Annotated in this window: 13 protein-coding genes; 7 read left to right on the top strand and 6 right to left on the bottom strand. The window is 69.5% G+C overall.

Going from position 1 to position 16,669, the window contains the following annotated elements; genetic code table 11:
• Positions 1-17: 17 nt before the first annotated feature.
• Positions 18-1,061, bottom strand: a complete 1,044-nt coding sequence (locus BM140_RS16885) for an HD-GYP domain-containing protein (protein WP_091949171.1) — start codon at positions 1,059-1,061, stop codon at positions 18-20.
• 309 nt (positions 1,062-1,370) lie between these two features.
• Between BM140_RS16885 and BM140_RS16880 the strand changes: the two genes are divergently transcribed.
• On the top strand, positions 1,371-2,150 hold the full coding sequence (locus BM140_RS16880) for a DsbA family protein (RefSeq protein ID WP_091948904.1): 780 nt from the start codon (positions 1,371-1,373) through the stop codon (positions 2,148-2,150).
• A 56-nt stretch (positions 2,151-2,206) separates the two neighbouring features.
• Here the strand turns inward: BM140_RS16880 and BM140_RS16875 are convergent, their stop codons facing one another.
• The gene (locus tag BM140_RS16875; RefSeq protein WP_091948901.1) at positions 2,207-3,898 is read right to left on the bottom strand and encodes an AMP-binding protein; all 1,692 of its coding nucleotides are present in this window, start codon (positions 3,896-3,898) and stop codon (positions 2,207-2,209) included.
• A gap of 354 nt (positions 3,899-4,252) precedes the next feature.
• On the opposite strand from BM140_RS16875, the gene BM140_RS16870 reads away from it, so the two are divergent.
• Entirely contained in the window at positions 4,253-6,202 is a 1,950-nt protein-coding gene (locus BM140_RS16870; protein ID WP_091948898.1) for a putative bifunctional diguanylate cyclase/phosphodiesterase, read from the top strand.
• A gap of 9 nt (positions 6,203-6,211) precedes the next feature.
• Here BM140_RS16870 and BM140_RS16865 read toward each other — a convergent pair whose 3' ends face one another.
• The 4 genes from BM140_RS16865 to BM140_RS16850 form a co-directional block, all read right to left on the bottom strand.
• Positions 6,212-6,916, bottom strand: a complete 705-nt coding sequence (locus BM140_RS16865; protein ID WP_091948895.1) for a hypothetical protein — start codon at positions 6,914-6,916, stop codon at positions 6,212-6,214.
• A gap of 13 nt (positions 6,917-6,929) precedes the next feature.
• Positions 6,930-8,420 carry a leucyl aminopeptidase gene (locus tag BM140_RS16860; protein ID WP_091948892.1) on the bottom strand — a complete coding sequence of 497 codons (1,491 nt, stop codon included), beginning with the start codon at positions 8,418-8,420 and terminating at the stop codon, positions 6,930-6,932.
• A gap of 123 nt (positions 8,421-8,543) precedes the next feature.
• Positions 8,544-8,843, bottom strand: a complete 300-nt coding sequence (locus BM140_RS16855; protein WP_091948889.1) for a type II toxin-antitoxin system RelE/ParE family toxin — start codon at positions 8,841-8,843, stop codon at positions 8,544-8,546.
• Entirely contained in the window at positions 8,840-9,130 is a 291-nt protein-coding gene (locus BM140_RS16850) for a type II toxin-antitoxin system ParD family antitoxin (protein WP_244535468.1), read from the bottom strand. The genes BM140_RS16855 and BM140_RS16850 overlap by 4 nt, the downstream gene beginning before the upstream one ends.
• 195 nt (positions 9,131-9,325) lie before the next feature.
• Between BM140_RS16850 and lptF the strand changes: the two genes are divergently transcribed.
• The 5 genes from lptF to rsmA all read left to right on the top strand — a co-directional run bounded on the left by lptF (position 9,326) and on the right by rsmA (position 16,383).
• Entirely contained in the window at positions 9,326-10,495 is a 1,170-nt protein-coding gene (lptF, locus tag BM140_RS16845) for an LPS export ABC transporter permease LptF (protein ID WP_091948886.1), read from the top strand.
• 13 nt (positions 10,496-10,508) lie between these two features.
• The gene (gene lptG, locus BM140_RS16840) at positions 10,509-11,597 is read left to right on the top strand and encodes an LPS export ABC transporter permease LptG (RefSeq protein ID WP_091948884.1); all 1,089 of its coding nucleotides are present in this window, start codon (positions 10,509-10,511) and stop codon (positions 11,595-11,597) included.
• 78 nt (positions 11,598-11,675) lie between these two features.
• A complete protein-coding gene (locus BM140_RS16835; protein WP_091948880.1) occupies positions 11,676-14,264 on the top strand; it encodes an LPS-assembly protein LptD in 2,589 nt (862 codons plus the stop codon).
• Positions 14,265-14,457: 193 nt separating this feature from the next.
• A complete protein-coding gene (gene pdxA / locus BM140_RS16830) occupies positions 14,458-15,498 on the top strand; it encodes a 4-hydroxythreonine-4-phosphate dehydrogenase PdxA (protein ID WP_091949165.1) in 1,041 nt (346 codons plus the stop codon).
• A gap of 12 nt (positions 15,499-15,510) precedes the next feature.
• Entirely contained in the window at positions 15,511-16,383 is an 873-nt protein-coding gene (gene rsmA / locus BM140_RS16825) for a 16S rRNA (adenine(1518)-N(6)/adenine(1519)-N(6))-dimethyltransferase RsmA (RefSeq protein WP_091948876.1), read from the top strand.
• Positions 16,384-16,669: the final 286 nt, after the last annotated feature.

Genomic DNA, 16,669 nt, shown 5'->3' with positions numbered 1-16,669 from the left:
CTCGCGACTGACGCATTTCAAGGCGCGCTCTCGACCGCCCGGCCGAAGGCCTGGACGAGGCCGCCTTCCAGCTTGCCGTCCATGGCCGCGAGGATCGACAGGGCGTCGCGGGTCGGCATCGGCTTCTTGTAGGGGCGGCGCTCGATCAGGGCGGCGTAGATGTCGCAGATCGTCAGCAGACGCACGGGGTCGGCGATGGCGGCGGCGCTGAGGCCGTCGGGATAGCCGGAGCCGTCGATCATCTCGTGATGGTGACGCGTGACGGCGAGCGTGATCGGATCGCAGCCGCCCGAGGCGCTGAGGATCTCGTGGCCGATCGGCGCGTGGGTCTGCATCACCGCCCGCTCGTCGTCGTCGAGGCGGCCCGGCTTGTTCAGGATGGCGTGGGGGATGCGCGACTTGCCGACATCGTGGACGAGGGCGGCGCGGGTGAGGAGCTGGCGGTCGGCCTGCGACAGTCCCAGGCTGAGGGCGAAGGCCGCCACCGTGCCGGAGACCAGGAGGCAGTGCTGGAAGGTGACGTCGTCGTAGGCCCAGACCTCGTCGAGCCAGCGCGACAGGCCGCCGTCGTGGATGGCGTCGAGCACCGGATCGATGCCGCCGTCGACCGCCTTCATGTCGACCGGCCCGGTCTCGGCGCTCTTGAGCAGGTTCGTCATCGTCGCGCCCGCGCGCTTGATCTCGCGGGTGACCACGAGGTCGGCCACCGATTTCTCGGGCCAGACCTCGCGCACGAGCGAGCCCACCACCATCCGCGGCTCGACATGGGCCGACAGGCAGATCGTGGCGCCGAGGTTGCGCGCCTCGGTGAAGGCCGCGTGGCTCTCGCTGCGGGTCAGGTAGATCAGCGGCGCGCGCTGGCGGCCGGGCCGGCTCGCCAGCCGGCGCAGGCAGCTCTTCGCCTCCGGGCGGCTCAGGGTGATGTCGGCGACGACGCCGCCGAACGGGCCGATCCGGTCCCAGGTCTCGTCGGTGCCGACGACCCGGCACTCGGCCACCGCATTGATCGCATCGACCAGCGGCTTGCTCCGGTCGGGCCGGTCGCTGAGGACGACGATCACACCGCGATTCATGCCATGCGTCCTCCGATCGATTCCGTACCGAACTTGTGATGGGACGAACTTATCAATCCGCTAACCCGACCTCGCAATCGAACCAAAAATCCGCTCGCCCCCGAGCGGCGACCGTCGTCCGAGAGGGCGCCGCGAAAACGCCGCACCGCGGCGGCAGGACTCAGGTCCCCGCTCGCGCCGGCCCGGCCCGAAAAGAGTCGCATCGGCGAAGGCGGCCGCCCGTGCCATAACCCCGCGTGCCGTTTCCCGCGGCCGCCTCCCTCGCCGGAGACCGGCCCCCAATCAATCGAGGTATCGATGCAGCCCTTCCGCTCCGTTCCGGCCCTCGCGCTCGCCGGCACTCTTCTGCTCGGCGCAGGTTCGGCGGCCTTCGCGGAAGAGCCTGCGCCCTTCACCGAGGCCCAGCGCAAGGCGATCGAGGGCATCGTCAAGGACTACCTCGTCAAGAATCCGGACGTGCTGCAGGAGGCCATCGCCGAGGGCGAGCGCCGGGCCCAGGAGACGCAGAAGCTCGCCCAGGCCGCCGCGCTGAAGGAATCGCGCGAGGCGCTGGTCAACTCGCCCCACGGCATCGTGGCCGGCAACCCGCAGGGCGACATCACCGTGGTCGAGTTCTTCGACTACAATTGCGGCTATTGCCGCAAGGCGTTCGGCGACGTGCAGGCGCTGATCAAGGCCGATCCGAAGCTGCGGGTGGTGCTCAAGGACTTCCCCGTGCTCGGCGCCGAATCGCTCGAGGCCAGCAAGGTGGCGCTCGCCGCCAAGATGCAGCTGAAGCCCGAGAAGATGTTCGACTTCCACGCCAAGCTCTTGGAGAGCAAGGGCCGCATCAACGCCGAGAAGGCGCTGGCGGTGGGCAAGGAACTCGGCGCCGACGTCGAGCGGCTGAAGAAGGATGCGCAGGGTCCCGAGGTGAAGGCGGCGCTCGCCGAGAACGTGGGCCTGGGCGACAAGCTCAGCCTGTCGGGCACGCCGGCCTTCGTCATCGGCGACGAGATCCTGCCCGGCGCCGTCGGCGTGGACGCCATGCGCAAGACCATCCAGGACGTGCGCCAGTGCGGCCACGCCAGCTGCTGACATGAAAAGGGCACCGCCTTCCAGCGGTGCCCTCTCTCGGAAGCCGATCCGCGCCGTCAGGCGGCCCCGTCCCGCAGCGCCCGGCGCAGGACCTTGCCGACATTGGTCTTGGGCAGCGCGTCGTGGACAACAACCTTGCGTGGCACCTTGTAGCCGGTGAGGCTCGCGCGGGCATGCGTCCGCAGGACATCCGCCGTGCAGGCGGGGTCGCGCAGGACCACGTGGGCCACCACCATCTCGCCGCTCTCGGGGCACGGCGCGCCGACGACGGCGCATTCAACCACCGCCGGATGGGTGGCGAGCACGTCCTCGACCTCGTTGGGATAGACGTTGAAGCCGGAGACGAGGATCATGTCCTTCATCCGGTCGACGATGCGGATCTGCCCGTCCGGGGTCATCACCGCCACGTCGCCGGTGCGGAAGAAGCCGTCCTCGGTCGTGGCGCCACGGGTTTCCTCCGGCCGGTTCCAGTAGCCGGCCATCACCTGGGGGCCGCGCACGCAGAGCTCGCCCGGCACGCCGAAAGGCAGAACCGTGCCGTCAGCCCCGCGGATCGACACCTCGGTCGAGGGGAGCGGATAGCCGATCGTCCCGGTCCAGTCCTTCAATCCGCGCGGGTTGACGCTCACCACCGGCGAGGTCTCGGACAGGCCGTAGCCTTCGAGGATGGTCTGCCCGGTGATCGCCTTCCAGCGGGCGGCCACCGCCGACTGCACCGCCATGCCGCCGCCGACGACGTAGTGGAGGTGGGACCAATCCACGTTGCCGATCTTCGGGTGATTGTTCAGCGCGTTGAACAGCGTGTTGACGCCGGCGAAGTTGGTGAAGCGCGTCTTGCTCAGCGTCTTCACGAAGCCGTCGATGTCGCGGGGGTTCGGGATCAGCAGGCAGCAGCCGCCGAGCCGGAAGAAGAACAGGAAGCAGGCGGTGAGCGCGAAGATGTGGTAGAGCGGCAGCGCGGTCACCGCCACGCTCAGGTCGGCATCCTCCTCCGAGGCGCGGAACCAGATCCGACTCTGCTCGACATTGGCGACGATGTTGGCATGCGTGAGCATCGCGGCCTTGGCCACGCCCGTCGTGCCGCCGGTATATTGCAGGAAGGCGAGATCGCCGGGGGCCACCGTCACCGTCGGCGGTTTCATCCCGCGCCCGGCCTTCACCACCGCCTCGAAGCGCCCGGTCTTCTCCGGCGGCAGCCGGAACGGCGGCACCGCCCGCTTCACCCGCCGCGACACGGCGTTGACGACGTGACCTTTCAGGCCGAGCAGATCGCCCGGCGCCGCCACCACGATCCGCTCCAGGGCGGGCACATGCGGCAGCGCCTTCTCGACGGTGTGGCCGAAATTCTCCAGCACGAAGAGGGCGCGGGCACCGGAATCGGTGAGCTGGGCCGCCAGTTCCCGCGGGGTGTAGAGCGGGTTGACGTTGACCACGGTGCAGCCCGCGGCCAGCACGCCGAGCAGGGTCACCGGGCAGGCCGGGACGTTGGGCATCATCACCGCGACGCGGTCGCCCTTGCCGAGCCCTTCGGCCGCGAGCCACGCCGCCACGGCATGGGCCGCCGCGCCGACCTCGCGGAAGCGTAAGGTGGCGCCGAAGCAGGTGAGCGCCGGGCGCTCGGCGAAGCGCGCCACGCTCCGCTCGAACAGATCGACCACCGTGCCGAGCGCCTGCGCCTCGATCTCGTGGGGGATGCCCGGCGGGTAGGCGGACAGCCAGGGCCGCTCCGCGCTCCGGTTCTCGGCCATCCTCGTCCTCCCGGCCCACCACAAGGGGCGCCTTCCCCGGCTGCCGGACTCGTGCCGGCTCCGCCTGTTCGGCAAAAGGCTTAAGCGTTTCCGACGGGTCCGATCAACCCGCCCCTCCAGGCCGGACGGGGCCGGGATGCCGCGCCGGCCATGGGGCGATCTCCCATCGGAACCAGTTGAGCTTAGATGAAGGCAGTTCGATCACCCGATGTCGTCCGCGGCATCGGCGGAGGGAGCCCCGAAAGACATCGCTCCCATGCAGCCAAATCGGGTGCGAGTCCGACAATGCGTTTTAACATTTTTCACTTTTGAATCTTAGCGCTTTGATAGGGAATAAATTTCCGGAGTCGTGGCTTGGCCCAGAAAGATTCGGGCACGTACTCGGTCGAGCAGGAGCGCTACAAAGCCCTGATCAAGGCCTGTGCGGCCCTGTTCGTGGCCCTCACCGCCGATCTCCTGGCGGTGGCGTTCGTCCATGCCTTTCATGCGCCCTGGTGGGCCTGGGCGCCCTTCCCGCTCTTCGTCCTCGTCGCCAAGGCGGTGTTCTGGAACCACTTCCTGTTCCGTCACCGCGCCGACATCCCTCCGCCGGCCGAATGTTCGCGACGGATGCGGATCGTCGGCAACGAAGTGATCCTCGGCATCTGCGTGATCGTCGCTTGGCAGGTCTGGCTGATCCAATGGTCGACGCCGGAGACCCTGCTCCTGCTGTCGCTCTGTTTGGCCGGACAGGTGGTGTTCCTGCTGTTCGGCCTGTTGCATCTGCGTGCCGCGTCGGTGATCGCCGCGGGCGTCTGCGTCGTCGGGACGCTCATCGTCGCGGCGAATGCCGGCTCGAATGTCGGCGGCGTGGCGTTGCTGCTCGGCGGCGGCCTCGCCGGTCTCGCCTACGTCGCCTACGACCACCACAGGGACTTCATCCACCTGTTCTCCTCGCGGCTCTCGCTGCAGCGGAAGGCGGAGGAGATCATGGCGCTCAGCGAGGAGAATTTCCGCATCGCCAACACCGACATGCTGACCGAGATCGGCAATCGCCGCCGCTGCTTCCGCGATCTCGACCGCGCGCTGGACGAGGCCGGGCAGGCCGGCCGACCGGTCGCCTTCGGCATCATCGATCTCGACGGATTCAAGACCGTCAACGACTGCAACGGCCATCTCGTCGGCGACCGGCTGCTGCGCGCCATGGCCGAGCGCCTCCAGGCCGAATTGTCGGGCCATGGCGAGGTCTACCGCCTCGGCGGCGACGAGTTCGCCCTGATCCTCGGCGAGGACGACGAGGCGCGGCTGCTGGCGATCGGCCAGACGATCATCGAGACCGTCCACACCCCGATCCAGGTCGGCGAATTGCGGCTGATGCTCGGCTGCTCGGTGGGCTTTGCCGCCTTCCCCAAGGCCGCGCAGACCGCCACCGAACTTTACGACCGGGCCGACTACGCCCTGTTCCACGCCAAGCGCACCGGCCGGATGAGACCGGTGGTGTTCAGCGCGGAGCACGAGCGCAGCGTGCGCGAGAACGCGCTGGTCGAGCGCACCCTGCGCGCGGCGAACCTCGACGAGGAACTCTACCTCACCTTCCAGCCGATCGTGGATTCGAGCCGCAACAGGACGCTGCTGCTCGAATGCCTCGCCCGCTGGCAGAGCCCGGTGCTGGGTTTGGTCTCGCCGGGCAAGTTCATCGTCGTGGCCGAGAATTCCGGCTTCATCTCGACGATCACGCCGATCCTGCTCCGCAAGGCGCTGGAGGCGGTCAAGCAATGGCCGGAGGATGTCGGCATCTCCTTCAACCTGTCGGGGCACGACCTCGTCTCCTCGGACAAGGTGATGAACCTCATCGGCATCCTCGCCCGGAGCGGGGTCTCGCCCCGCCGCGTCGAGTTCGAGGTGACCGAGACGGCGCTGATGATGAATCTCGACGAGGCGCTGGCCAACATCCACCACCTCAAGGCCGCGGGCGTGCGCATCTCCCTCGACGATTTCGGCACGGGCTATTCGAGCTTGAGCCAGATCCAGAAGCTGCCCCTCGACAAGATCAAGGTCGATGGAAGCTTCGTGCGCGACCTCGCGAGCAGCGAAGCGAGCCGGAAGATCGTCAGCTCGGTCAGCGCGCTGTCGCGCGACCTGTCCCTGAGCTGCGTCGTGGAGGGCGTCGAGACCCAGGAGCAGCTCGACATCCTGCAGGGGATCGGCTGCAGCCTGATCCAGGGCTACTTCTTCTCCAAGCCGATGCGCGAGGAGCAGGTCCAGGACTTCCTGGATCGGCAGCTCGGGCTGGTGCCGGAGGCCGAGCCGGCGTCGGTGGCCTGAGCCGTCTCCTCACCCGGCCTTGCGCAGGCCGGGAAAGCGCGTCGCGACGAGCAGCATGTGCGGCAGCGCGGCGAGGGTGAGCAGCAGGGCCGCGACCGCGAGGTCGCCCGCCCGGAGGGGCCCGCGCGGCCAGGGGCCGAAGCCGGCGTCGCGGGCGAAGCCGATGACCGCGGCGCCGAACCACAGGGCGAGGAAACCGGCGAGCCCGCGCAGCGCCCCCCGCCCCGCCCGGCGCAGCCAGCCGCCGACCGGCGCGTGGCCCCGGTGGCCGGTGAGGACGACGCCGAGGCCCACGGGCAGGCCGAACGCCAGGGCGGCGCCCGCCGTGCCGAGGGCGTAGGCCAGCGGCATCGGCGTGGCGTTCATGAAGGCGATGGCGCCGACATCGAACCCCGTCCGCAGCACCATCCCGCCGAAGGTCGGATGCAGGCTCGCGGCGAGCAGGAGGGCGAGGCCGACGAGGCCGCCGACGAGCCGCCGCGGCACCCCCGAGGGGCCGGGTGCCAGCATCGCGGTGAGGAGGCGGGCGAGCCCGTAGACCAGCGCGAAGGCGTAGAGCGGATAGCGGTCGAGGAAGAAGCCGTAGAAGCGGGCGGCCACGTCCGGCGGCATCGTCGTCCGCTGGTCGAAGCCCGTCAGGTAGGTCGCGACGAGCGCCAGAAGCGCCGCCGCGAGGGGGGCGGCGGCGGCGATCCGGGCGGCGGGCGCGGACATGGGTCTCGCGGGCTCAGCGCTCGTAGTTGTCGCGCACCAGCCGGTCGAGCAGGCGCACGCCCCAGCCCGCGCCCCAGCTGCGGTTGATCTCGGACGGCGACGAGGACATGGCCACGCCCGCGATGTCGAGATGGGCCCACGGCACGTCGTTGACGTAGCGCTTGAGGAAGGCGGCCGCCGTGGCCGCGCCGCCGTGGCGCCCGCCGGTGTTCTTCATGTCGGCGAACTTCGAGTCGATCGCCTTGTCGAAGGCCGGGATCAGCGGCATCCGCCACACCTTCTCGTTCGCCGCCTCGCCGGCGGCGGTGATCTTGGCCGAGAGGTCGTCGTCGTTGGAGAACAGGCCGGCGATGTCCTGGCCGAGCGCGACGATGATCGCGCCGGTGAGGGTCGCCAGATCGATCATGGCCTTGGGCTTGTAGGTCGCCTGGATGTGCCAGAGCACGTCGGCGAGCACGAGGCGGCCTTCCGCGTCGGTGTTGATGACCTCGATGGTCTGGCCCGAGAGCGAGGTGACGATGTCGGACGGACGGTAGGCATTGCCGTCGGGCATGTTCTCGACGATGCCGATGGCGCCGATCACGTTGGCCTTGGCCTTGCGCGAGGCCAGCGCGTGCAGGGTGCCGACTACGGCGGCCGAGCCGCCCATGTCGCCCTTCATGTCCTCCATGCCGCCGGCCGACTTGATCGAGATGCCGCCGGAATCGAACACCACGCCCTTGCCGATCAGCGCCAGCGGCGGATCAGTGGGTTCGCCGCCGTTCCAGCGCATGATGACGAGGCGCGGCTCGCGGGCCGAGCCCTGCGCCACCGCGATCAGCGCGCCCATGCCGAGCTGCTTCATCTGCGCGAGATCGAGGATCTCGACCTCGACGCCGAGCTTGGTCAGCTCGGAGACGCGCCGGGCATACTCCTCCGGGTAGAGCACGTTCGGCGGCTCGTTGACGAGGTTGCGCGCCAGCACCACGCCCTCGGCGACCCCGGCGGCGTCCTTCGCGGCGGTCTCGGCAGCCGTCGGGTCGGCGGTCAGCAGGGTGAGCGCGGCATTGGCCTCGTCCTCGTCCTTCTTCTTGGTCTTGTAGCGGTCGAAGCTGTAGCTGCGCAGGCGCGCGCCCAGGCTGAAGTCGGCCACATCCCGGGCGGTGCCGGCAAACCCCTGCCAGTCGAGCACGACGCGGGCCTTGCGCAGCCCGATCTTGCCGGCGGTGAAGCCGCCCAGCGTCGTCCAGTCGAGCTTGGCCCGGTCCTTCTCGGAGCCGAGTCCGATCACCACGAGCCGGTCGGCCTCGACGTTGGCGGGCGCCGGGATCGACAGGGCCGACTGCGCCTTACCCTTGAAGCGCTCGCTCGACGCGGCGCGGGCGACCAGCTCGGCGCCCTGGCGCCCCAGAACCTCGCTCGCGGCCCCCGACAGGGCGAGGTCGTCGCCCACGAACACGACGATGTCGCCTCCGGATCCGCGTGACGACAGCGGCTCAAAGGCGATTTCGATCCCACCGGCCATGATGCTCTTCGCTTTCCACCCGTCGTTCCGGCGGCTTTTCGCGCGCCGCGCGTGAAGCCGGCGACCTGTGTAGCCGCTGAGGCGGAGAACGCAACGCGGCGCGGGGTGCGGCGATGAGGCTGCTCAGTCGGCCGGAAACAGGATCGCCTCGTAATCCTGTGCCCCGTTCAGCACTCGCAGCACTTCGATCGTCTCGGGGCCGAGGCGGTAGAAAATCAGGTAGTCGCCATAGACCCTTCGGCGGATGCCCGAAGCCTCGCGGCCCGGCAGCAGCGGGTAGGCGCGCGGCATCGCGGCAAGTCCGAGGCAGCGCTGTTCGAGTTCGGACACGAAGCTGGCTGCCCGCGTCCGGTTGTCGAGACCGATGAAGCGGCCGATGCGCACGAGGTCGCCGACCGCCGCTTCGGTGAGGATGACGATCACGGTTTCCCAGCGTCGTCGTCGAGGCCGAGTTCAGCCCGGATTCGAGCGAAGGCCTCGCCGACCGGCATGACGCGGCCTGCCTCGGCGTCGGCGATCCCTTCTGCGAGCGCGGCGTCGAGGGTGCGCAGGCGCGCCTCACGCTCCTTCTCGGCGAGATAGCGGGTGCGAACGAGGTCGCGGATGTACTCGCTGGTCGTCGCGAAGGCGCCCTCGCGCACCTTGTCGCGCACGAACTGCTCCAACTCGCGCGTCAGCGTGACGGTCATCTGACCGGTCGGCGTCGGCATTCCGATCTCCTGGCTTCCTATGACGGAGATTACAGTGAAAATCACTGGCGCATAGTCCGGCAGACGCGGCGCACCTCCAGCCCCCCGCCCCGAAACAGCCGCATTCCGGGCGCCCCGAACCGTCCGGGCGACACGGCTTGGCTTGGCCGCGCCGAGGGGCGAGAATACAGGGCGGGGACGGCGCGAGGGCGCGGGATGAGCCAGATCGAGCGCTACATATTCAGGATCGCGCTCGGGGCCTTCCTCGCCTGCCTGATCGGGCTCACCGGCACGATCTGGGTGACGCAGGCGCTGCGCGAGCTCGACCTCGTGACCGCCAAGGGCCAGACGCTCCTCGTCTTCCTGTTCATCACCGGGCTGTCGCTGCCGACGCTGATCACCGTGATCGCCCCGGTCGCGCTGTTCATCGCCTGCGTTTACGCGCTCAACAAGCTCAACGGCGATTCCGAGCTGATCGTGATGTCGGCGGCCGGCATGGCGCCGCGCCGCATCCTGAGGCCGTTCCTCACCCTCGCGCTCACCGTCAGCATCGTCACCGCCTTCCTGACGATCCAGGTGATGCCCTCTTCCTTCCAGGAATTGCGCGACGTGCTGACCCGCGTGCGCGGGGATTTCGTCGCCAACGTCGTCAAGGAGGGCCAGTTCACGCAGCTCGACAGCGGCATCACCTTCCATTTCCGCGAGCGCGGACCCGACGGCTCGCTCCAGGGGCTGTTCATCCAGGACAAGCGCGATCCCGGCAAGGCGGTGGTCTATCTGGCCGAGCGCGGGCGCGTCGCGGAAGCCGACGGGCAGACCTATCTCGTCTTGGAGAAGGGCAGCATCCACCGCCAGCAGAAGGACAGCCGCGACTCCTCGATCGTGAGCTACGAGCGCTACGCCGTCGATCTGGCCGCCTTCACGCCGCCGGACGCGGAGGTGGTCTACAAGCCGCGCGAGCGCTCGACCACGGCCCTGCTCTTCCCCGACCATTCGGAGGCCTATTACCAGTCGCAGAAGGGCCGCTTCCGCGCCGAGCTGCACGACCGGCTGTCCGCGTGGCTCTATCCGCTGGCCCTCACCTTCATCGCGTTCGCCGCGCTCGGCGATCCGCGCACCACGCGCCAGGGGCGCGGGCTCGCGGTGGCGGGGGCGGTGATCGGGGTCGTGGTCCTGCGCATCGCGGGCTTTGCCGCCAGCAGCGCCGCCGTGCGCAGCCCCGGCGCCGTGGCGGCGATCTACGCCGCGCCGCTCGGCGCCATCGCGGTGTCCGCCCTGCTGATCTTCGGCGGGGCGCAGGTCCGGGCCTTCAGCGAGCGCCTCGCCAGGGGGCGGCGGGCCCTCGTCGCCTCCCTGCGGCGGCGCCCGCAGGCGGGCTCCGCCTGAGGGGGCCTGGGCGATGCTGATCGGGCCGACGCTCGGGCGCTACTTCGCGTGGCGCTTCGTGCGCACCATCCTCGGCGTGTTCGTCACGGTGTTCGCGCTCGTCTACACCCTCGACTTCGTCGAGCTCTTGCGCCGCGCGGGCGACGCGCAGGGGGCCTCGCCCGGGTTGATGGCCCAGCTCGCCCTCTACCGCACCCCCGCGGTCGCCGAGAGCGTGCTGCCCTTCGCGATCCTGTTCGGCTCCATGGCCGCCCTGCTCCAGCTCTCGCGCAAGCTCGAACTGGTGGTGGCCCGCGCCGCCGGCATCTCGGCCTGGCAGTTCCTCCAGCCCGGTGCCTTCGTGGCGCTCGCCATCGGTGTCGTCGCCATCGGCGCCTACAATCCCCTCTCGGCGGCGCTCAAGCAGCGCTCCAGCGAGATCGAGGCCAAGATCTTCGCCAAATCCCCCCGGGCCGGCACCGGCAAGGATCTCTGGATCCGCCAGCGCAGCATCGACGGGCAGGCGATCCTGCGGGCCGAAACCGCCATCGAGGGCACCACCACGCTCGCCGGCGTCACCGCCTTCCTGTTCGACGAGGCGGGCGTCTTCACCGCCCAGGTCGAGGCGGCGCGTGCGATTCTGCACGACGGATGGTGGGAGCTGCAGGACGTGCGCGTCCTCACCAAGGATTCGCCGCCCGAGAGCCACGACAGCTACCTGATCGCCTCGACCCTCGATCTCAGCCAGATCCGGCAGCGCTTCACCCCCCCGGAATCTGTGCCCTTCTGGCAACTCCCCGAGACCATCGCACGCCACGAGCGGGCGGGGCTGGATGCCACGCGTTACCGCCTCCAGTACGATGTCTTGCTGGCGACCCCCCTGCTCTACCTCGCGATGGTTCTCGTGGCGGCAACGGTTTCCTTAAGGTTCTTCAGGTTTGGTGGGGTCGGCAAGCTGGTGCTCGGTGGAGTGGCGGCGGGCTTCGTTCTGTACGTCGCGCGGCAGGTCATGGAGGGCCTGGGCGCATCGGGGATGGTCGCGCCGACGGTGGCGGCGTGGTTCCCCGCCGTGGTAGGGAGTCTCCTCGGTACGCTCACGCTTCTTTATCAGGAGGACGGCTGATGCGCGGTTGTCCGGTGAGGGAAGCGTCGGGTGGACGGGGGCGTCGTGCAGGGGGCTGCACAGGGGACGGGTGGCGCGTTGCGTAAGGTCGCCGACATCGCCGTGACGGTCTCGATGGCTGCGCTCATGACGGCGGGCCTCGGGCTCGCCGCGTCGCGCGCGCAGGCCCAGGCCGGGCTGGAGCGGCTCGCCGGATCAACGCAGGACCCGAAGGGCCAGCGGCTGCTCGTCGAGGCCGACGAGCTGATCTACGACAACGACCGCAACACGGTCACCGCCCGCGGCAACGCGCAGCTGAGCTACGGCACCCGCACCCTCCAGGCCGACCGGGTCCGCTACGACCGGGGCACGTCGCGGGTCTTCGCCGAGGGCAACGTGCGCCTGACCGACGAGACCGGGGCCCTGGTCACCGGCGACCGGATGGAGCTGACCGACGACTTCAAGAACGGCTTCGTCGATGCCCTGCGCATCCAGCAGACCGTCGAGCTGAAGGGCGAGGTGGTGCGCACCCGCATCTCCGCGCCCCGCGCCGAGCGGATCGCGGGCGAGCAATCGAGCTTCGATTACGCCACCTACACCGCCTGCGAGCCCTGCAAGGACAATCCGGCCAAGCCGCCGCTGTGGCAGATCAAGGCCGCCAAGATCATTCACAACAACGAGACCCACACGATCTCGTACGAGGACGCGGCGCTGGAGATCGGCGGCATCCCGGTCGCCTACATGCCGTATTTCGAGTCGGCCGACCCGACGGTGAAGCGCAAGACCGGCTTCCTGACGCCGCGGTTCATCACCACGACGGCCCTCGGCTCCGGCTTGTCCACACCCTTCTTCATCAACCTCGATCCGAGCTACGACCTGACGCTCTCGCCCGCCTTCCTGAGCCGCCAGGGCGTGCTTGGACAGGCCGAGTACCGCCAGCGGCTCGACAACGGCTCGTACAACGTGCGCCTGTCGGGCATCTTCCAGTCGACGCCCTCGGCCTTCCTGCCGGGGCCGCTGGGGGCGGCCGACCGCGACTTCCGCGGCTCCATCGAGTCGCGCGGGCGTTTCTACCTCAACGAGCGCTGGCGCACGGGGTGGGACCTCGTCGGCGTCACCGACAAGTGGTTCCTCGACAATTACCGCATCCGCAACCAGAACATCACCACCGAGTACTTCCGTGAGGCGGTCTCGACCGGCTACCTGATCGGCCAGGGCGACCGCTCGTGGTTCGAGGCGCGCGGCTATTACTTCAAGGCCCTGTCGAGCTTCGACTGGCAGAAGGAGCAGCCGATCGTCGCGCCGGTGATCGACTACGACAAGCGCATCGACGGGCCGGGCAAGATCGGCGGCGAGGTGCGGTTCGAGGCCAACGTCACCAGCCTGACCCGCGACGCGACCGACTATCAGGGCATCCCGCGCACCGGCAGCTACCTCTTCACCCCGACCGTGAACGGCGTGGCCTTCCCGCTCTACGAGACCTGCACGGAGTTCAATCGGGAGCGCTGCATCGTGCGGGGCTTGGGCGGCACCACCACCCGCCTCTCGGCCCAGGCCTCTTGGCGGCGCAGCTTCATCGACGATGCCGGCCAGGTCATCACGCCGTTCGCCTATCTTCGCACCGACCTGTTCTCGCTCAACCCGAGCCGCACCGGCTTCCAGAACCAGTTCGCCGGCAGCATCGCCAATATCGACGACGGCCTGACCGGCCGCGTCATGCCGGCGATCGGCCTCGACTACCGCTATCCGTTCGTCGCCGATTTCGGCGCGCTCGGCGTCCACACGATCGAGCCGATCGCCCAGGTGATCGCCCGGCCCTCCGAGAGCCGGATCGGCCGCCTGCCCAACGAGGATGCGCAGAGCCTCGTCTTCGACGACACCTCCCTGTTCGCCTGGGACAAGTTCTCCGGATACGATCGGGTCGAGGGCGGCGTGCGGGCCAATCTCGGCGGCCAGTATTCCGTCGTCACCTCGTCCGGCTGGTACGCGAACGTGATGTTCGGCGAGTCGATCCAGATCGCGGGCGTCAACTCGTTCCGCCGCGGGGATCTGGCCAATGTCGGGCTCGATTCCGGCCTGGAGGACCGCCGCTCCGACTTCGTCGGCCGCGCGCAGCTCTCGCCCAACCAGAACATCAGCTTCATCAGCCGTTTCCGGCTCGGCCAGGGCGACCTCGGCGTGAACCGCTTCGAGACCGGCGTGACCGCGCGCTTCGCGCCGTTCCTGCCGCTCGAGACCTCGCTGTTCTACTCCTACTACCAAGCCCAGCCGGCTCTCGGCTTCGCCCATCGCCGCGAAGGCGTGACCGCCACGGCGACCTATCGGATCACCCCGAACTGGTTCCTCACCGGCTCGGCCCTGGTGGACCTGACCCACTATCTCGATGCCCGCGACACCTACACCGACCTCTACAACACCTACCTCGCCAATCCGGTCGGCGCCCCCCCGGTCTATCGCAGCGGCAATCCGTTCTACCTCTCCGGCATGAGCCTGGGCGGCGGCTATCAGGACGAGTGCACGACGATCTCGCTCAACTACATCGTCTCGCCCATCGCCACCGCGATCGGCGTGCGCGAGCGCAACCAGACCTTCCTGCTGCGCCTCGAACTGAAGACGCTCGGCGAGGCGGATCTCCGCCAGAACGTCGGCACCGTGACGACCGCGGACGGCATCGCCGCGGTGCGCTGAGAGCCGTATCCGACCGGACTGCATCCGGCCGGCGGCTCGCGAGCATCGCCCCGAAAGATGGGAGCCGGCTTTGGGACAAAGCCGATGCGGCACGACAACCGAGCGCATCGTGATGGGGGATCGCCGGCACGATGCTCTCACGCGTCGGCAAGCGGGCGGGATCGCTGTATAGCTCCCGTCCATGTCCGCCCCGATGCCCCCCGCCGAACGCCCGCTTGCCCTCACCCTCGGCGACCCTTCAGGGATCGGACCGGAACTCGCGCTCGCCGCGTGGCGGCTGCGGGCGGAGCGGGACGTGCCGCCGTTCCAGCTGATCGGCGATCCCGACTTCCTGGAGCGCACCGCCCACCGGCTCGGCCTGTCGGTGCCGGTGGCGGAGGTCGAGCCGGACGATGCCGTCGAGGTGTTTCCCCGCGCCCTCCCCGTGCTGCCGCTGCCGAGCGGCGCGACGGTCGAGGCCGTGCCCGGCGCGCCGGATTCGGCCCATGCCGGGGCGATCGTCGAATCGATCACGGCGGCCGTGGATCTGGTGCGGACGGGCCGTGCGTCGGCTGTGGTGACGAACCCCATCGCCAAGTTCGTGCTGACCAAGGTCGGCTTCGCCCATCCGGGCCATACCGAGTTCCTGGCCGCGCTCTCGGCCGGCCCCGGCCGCGAGCCGCCGCTGCCGGTGATGCTCCTGTGGAGCGAGACCTTGAGCGTCGTCCCCGTGACGATCCACGTGGCCCTGCGCCGGGTTCCGGAACTACTGACGCAAGCCCTCGTCGAGCGTACGGCCCGCATCGTCGAGGCGGATCTGCGCGCCCGCTTCGGCTACGAAAAGCCGCGCCTCGTCCTGTCGGGCCTCAACCCGCATGCCGGCGAGTCCGGCACCATGGGCACCGAGGACCGCGACGTGCTGGCGCCCGCCGTCGCCGCGCTCCGCGCCGAGGGCATCGACATCCGCGGTCCGCTGCCGGCCGACACCCTGTTCCACGAGCGCGCCCGGGCGACCTACGACGTGGCGCTGTGCCCGACCCACGATCAGGCGCTGATCCCGATCAAGACGCTCGCCTTCGACGAGGGCGTGAACGTCACGCTGGGGCTGCCCTTCGTCCGGACCTCGCCCGACCACGGCACCGCCTTCGACATCGCCGGCAAGGGCGTCGCCCGGCCCGACAGCCTGATCGCGGCGCTCAAGCTGGCGCGGCGGCTGGCGTCGAGCAACGTCACCCCCTTCCCCGTCCGCTCGTAGAAAAACCCGCCCATGACGACCGAACCCGTCAGTTCCGACGGCCTGCCGCCGCTGCGCGAGGTCGTGCGCCGCCACGGCCTGGAGCCGAAGAAGGCGCTCGGCCAGAACTTCCTGTTCGATCTCAACCTCACGGGGCGCATCGCCCGCGGCGCGGGCTCGCTCGACGGCGTCACCGTGGTCGAGGTCGGCCCCGGCCCCGGCGGCCTGACCCGCGCCCTGCTGGCGGCGGGCGCCCAACGCGTCATCGCCATCGAGCGCGACCCACGGGCGCTGCCGGCTCTGGCCGAGATCGCCTCGCATTATCCCGGCCGCCTCGACGTGGTCGATGCCGACGCCCTCGCGTTCGATCCGCGCCCGATGATCGGCGCGGGGCCGGCGCGCATCGTCGCCAACCTCCCCTACAACGTCGCCACGCCGCTCCTCACCGGCTGGCTCGGCGCCGACGACCACGACGCGGCGTGGCCGCCCTGGTGGGACGCGGCGGTGCTGATGTTCCAGCGCGAGGTGGCCGAGCGCATCGTCGCTGACGAATCGGACCGCGCCAATTACGGGCGCCTCGGCGTGCTGTGCGGCTGGCGCACGCAGGCCACCATCCTGTTCGACGTGGCGCCGAGCGCCTTCGTGCCGCCGCCCAAAGTGACCTCCAGCGTGGTCCACCTGCGCCCGCGACAAGATCCCCTGCCCTGCCGCATCGCCGATCTGGAGCGGGTGACCCGCGCGGCCTTCGGCCAGCGCCGCAAGATGCTGCGCCAGAGCCTCAAGGCGGCGAGCCCCGATCCGGCCGGGCTGCTGGCCGCCGCGGGGCTGCCCGAGACGGCGCGGGCGGAGGAAATCCCGGTCGAAGGTTTCGTGGCCCTCGCCCGCGCTCTGGCGGACAGCCGATAGGTTCGGCCCGATTTCTGCAATGGAGGTCGCGCGGCGGCGGCGCCGTCACCAGACTCCGAGACCGGCGGCGCGTTTTCGCTTGAACGCCCCTGCGGTTTCGGACGATGGTCGGGTGAGGATGCGACAGACATCCAACGATTCTGAGGGCCGGCATCATGATCGTCGAAGGTTTCGCGTCCGATTTTATTGCGAGCAACGTGGTTGCCGGATCGTCCATGTCTTGAGCGCCCCGTGTTCGCCCGGTGACCGGGCGCACCCCCGCGCAGACGCTTTCGCTCTAGCACCT

It is taken from the genome of Methylorubrum salsuginis (assembly GCF_900114375.1).
Taxonomy (GTDB): domain Bacteria; phylum Pseudomonadota; class Alphaproteobacteria; order Rhizobiales; family Beijerinckiaceae; genus Methylobacterium; species Methylobacterium salsuginis.
Note: the sequence above shows the minus strand (reverse complement) of the source record. Positions and strands in the feature narration are given on the sequence as shown.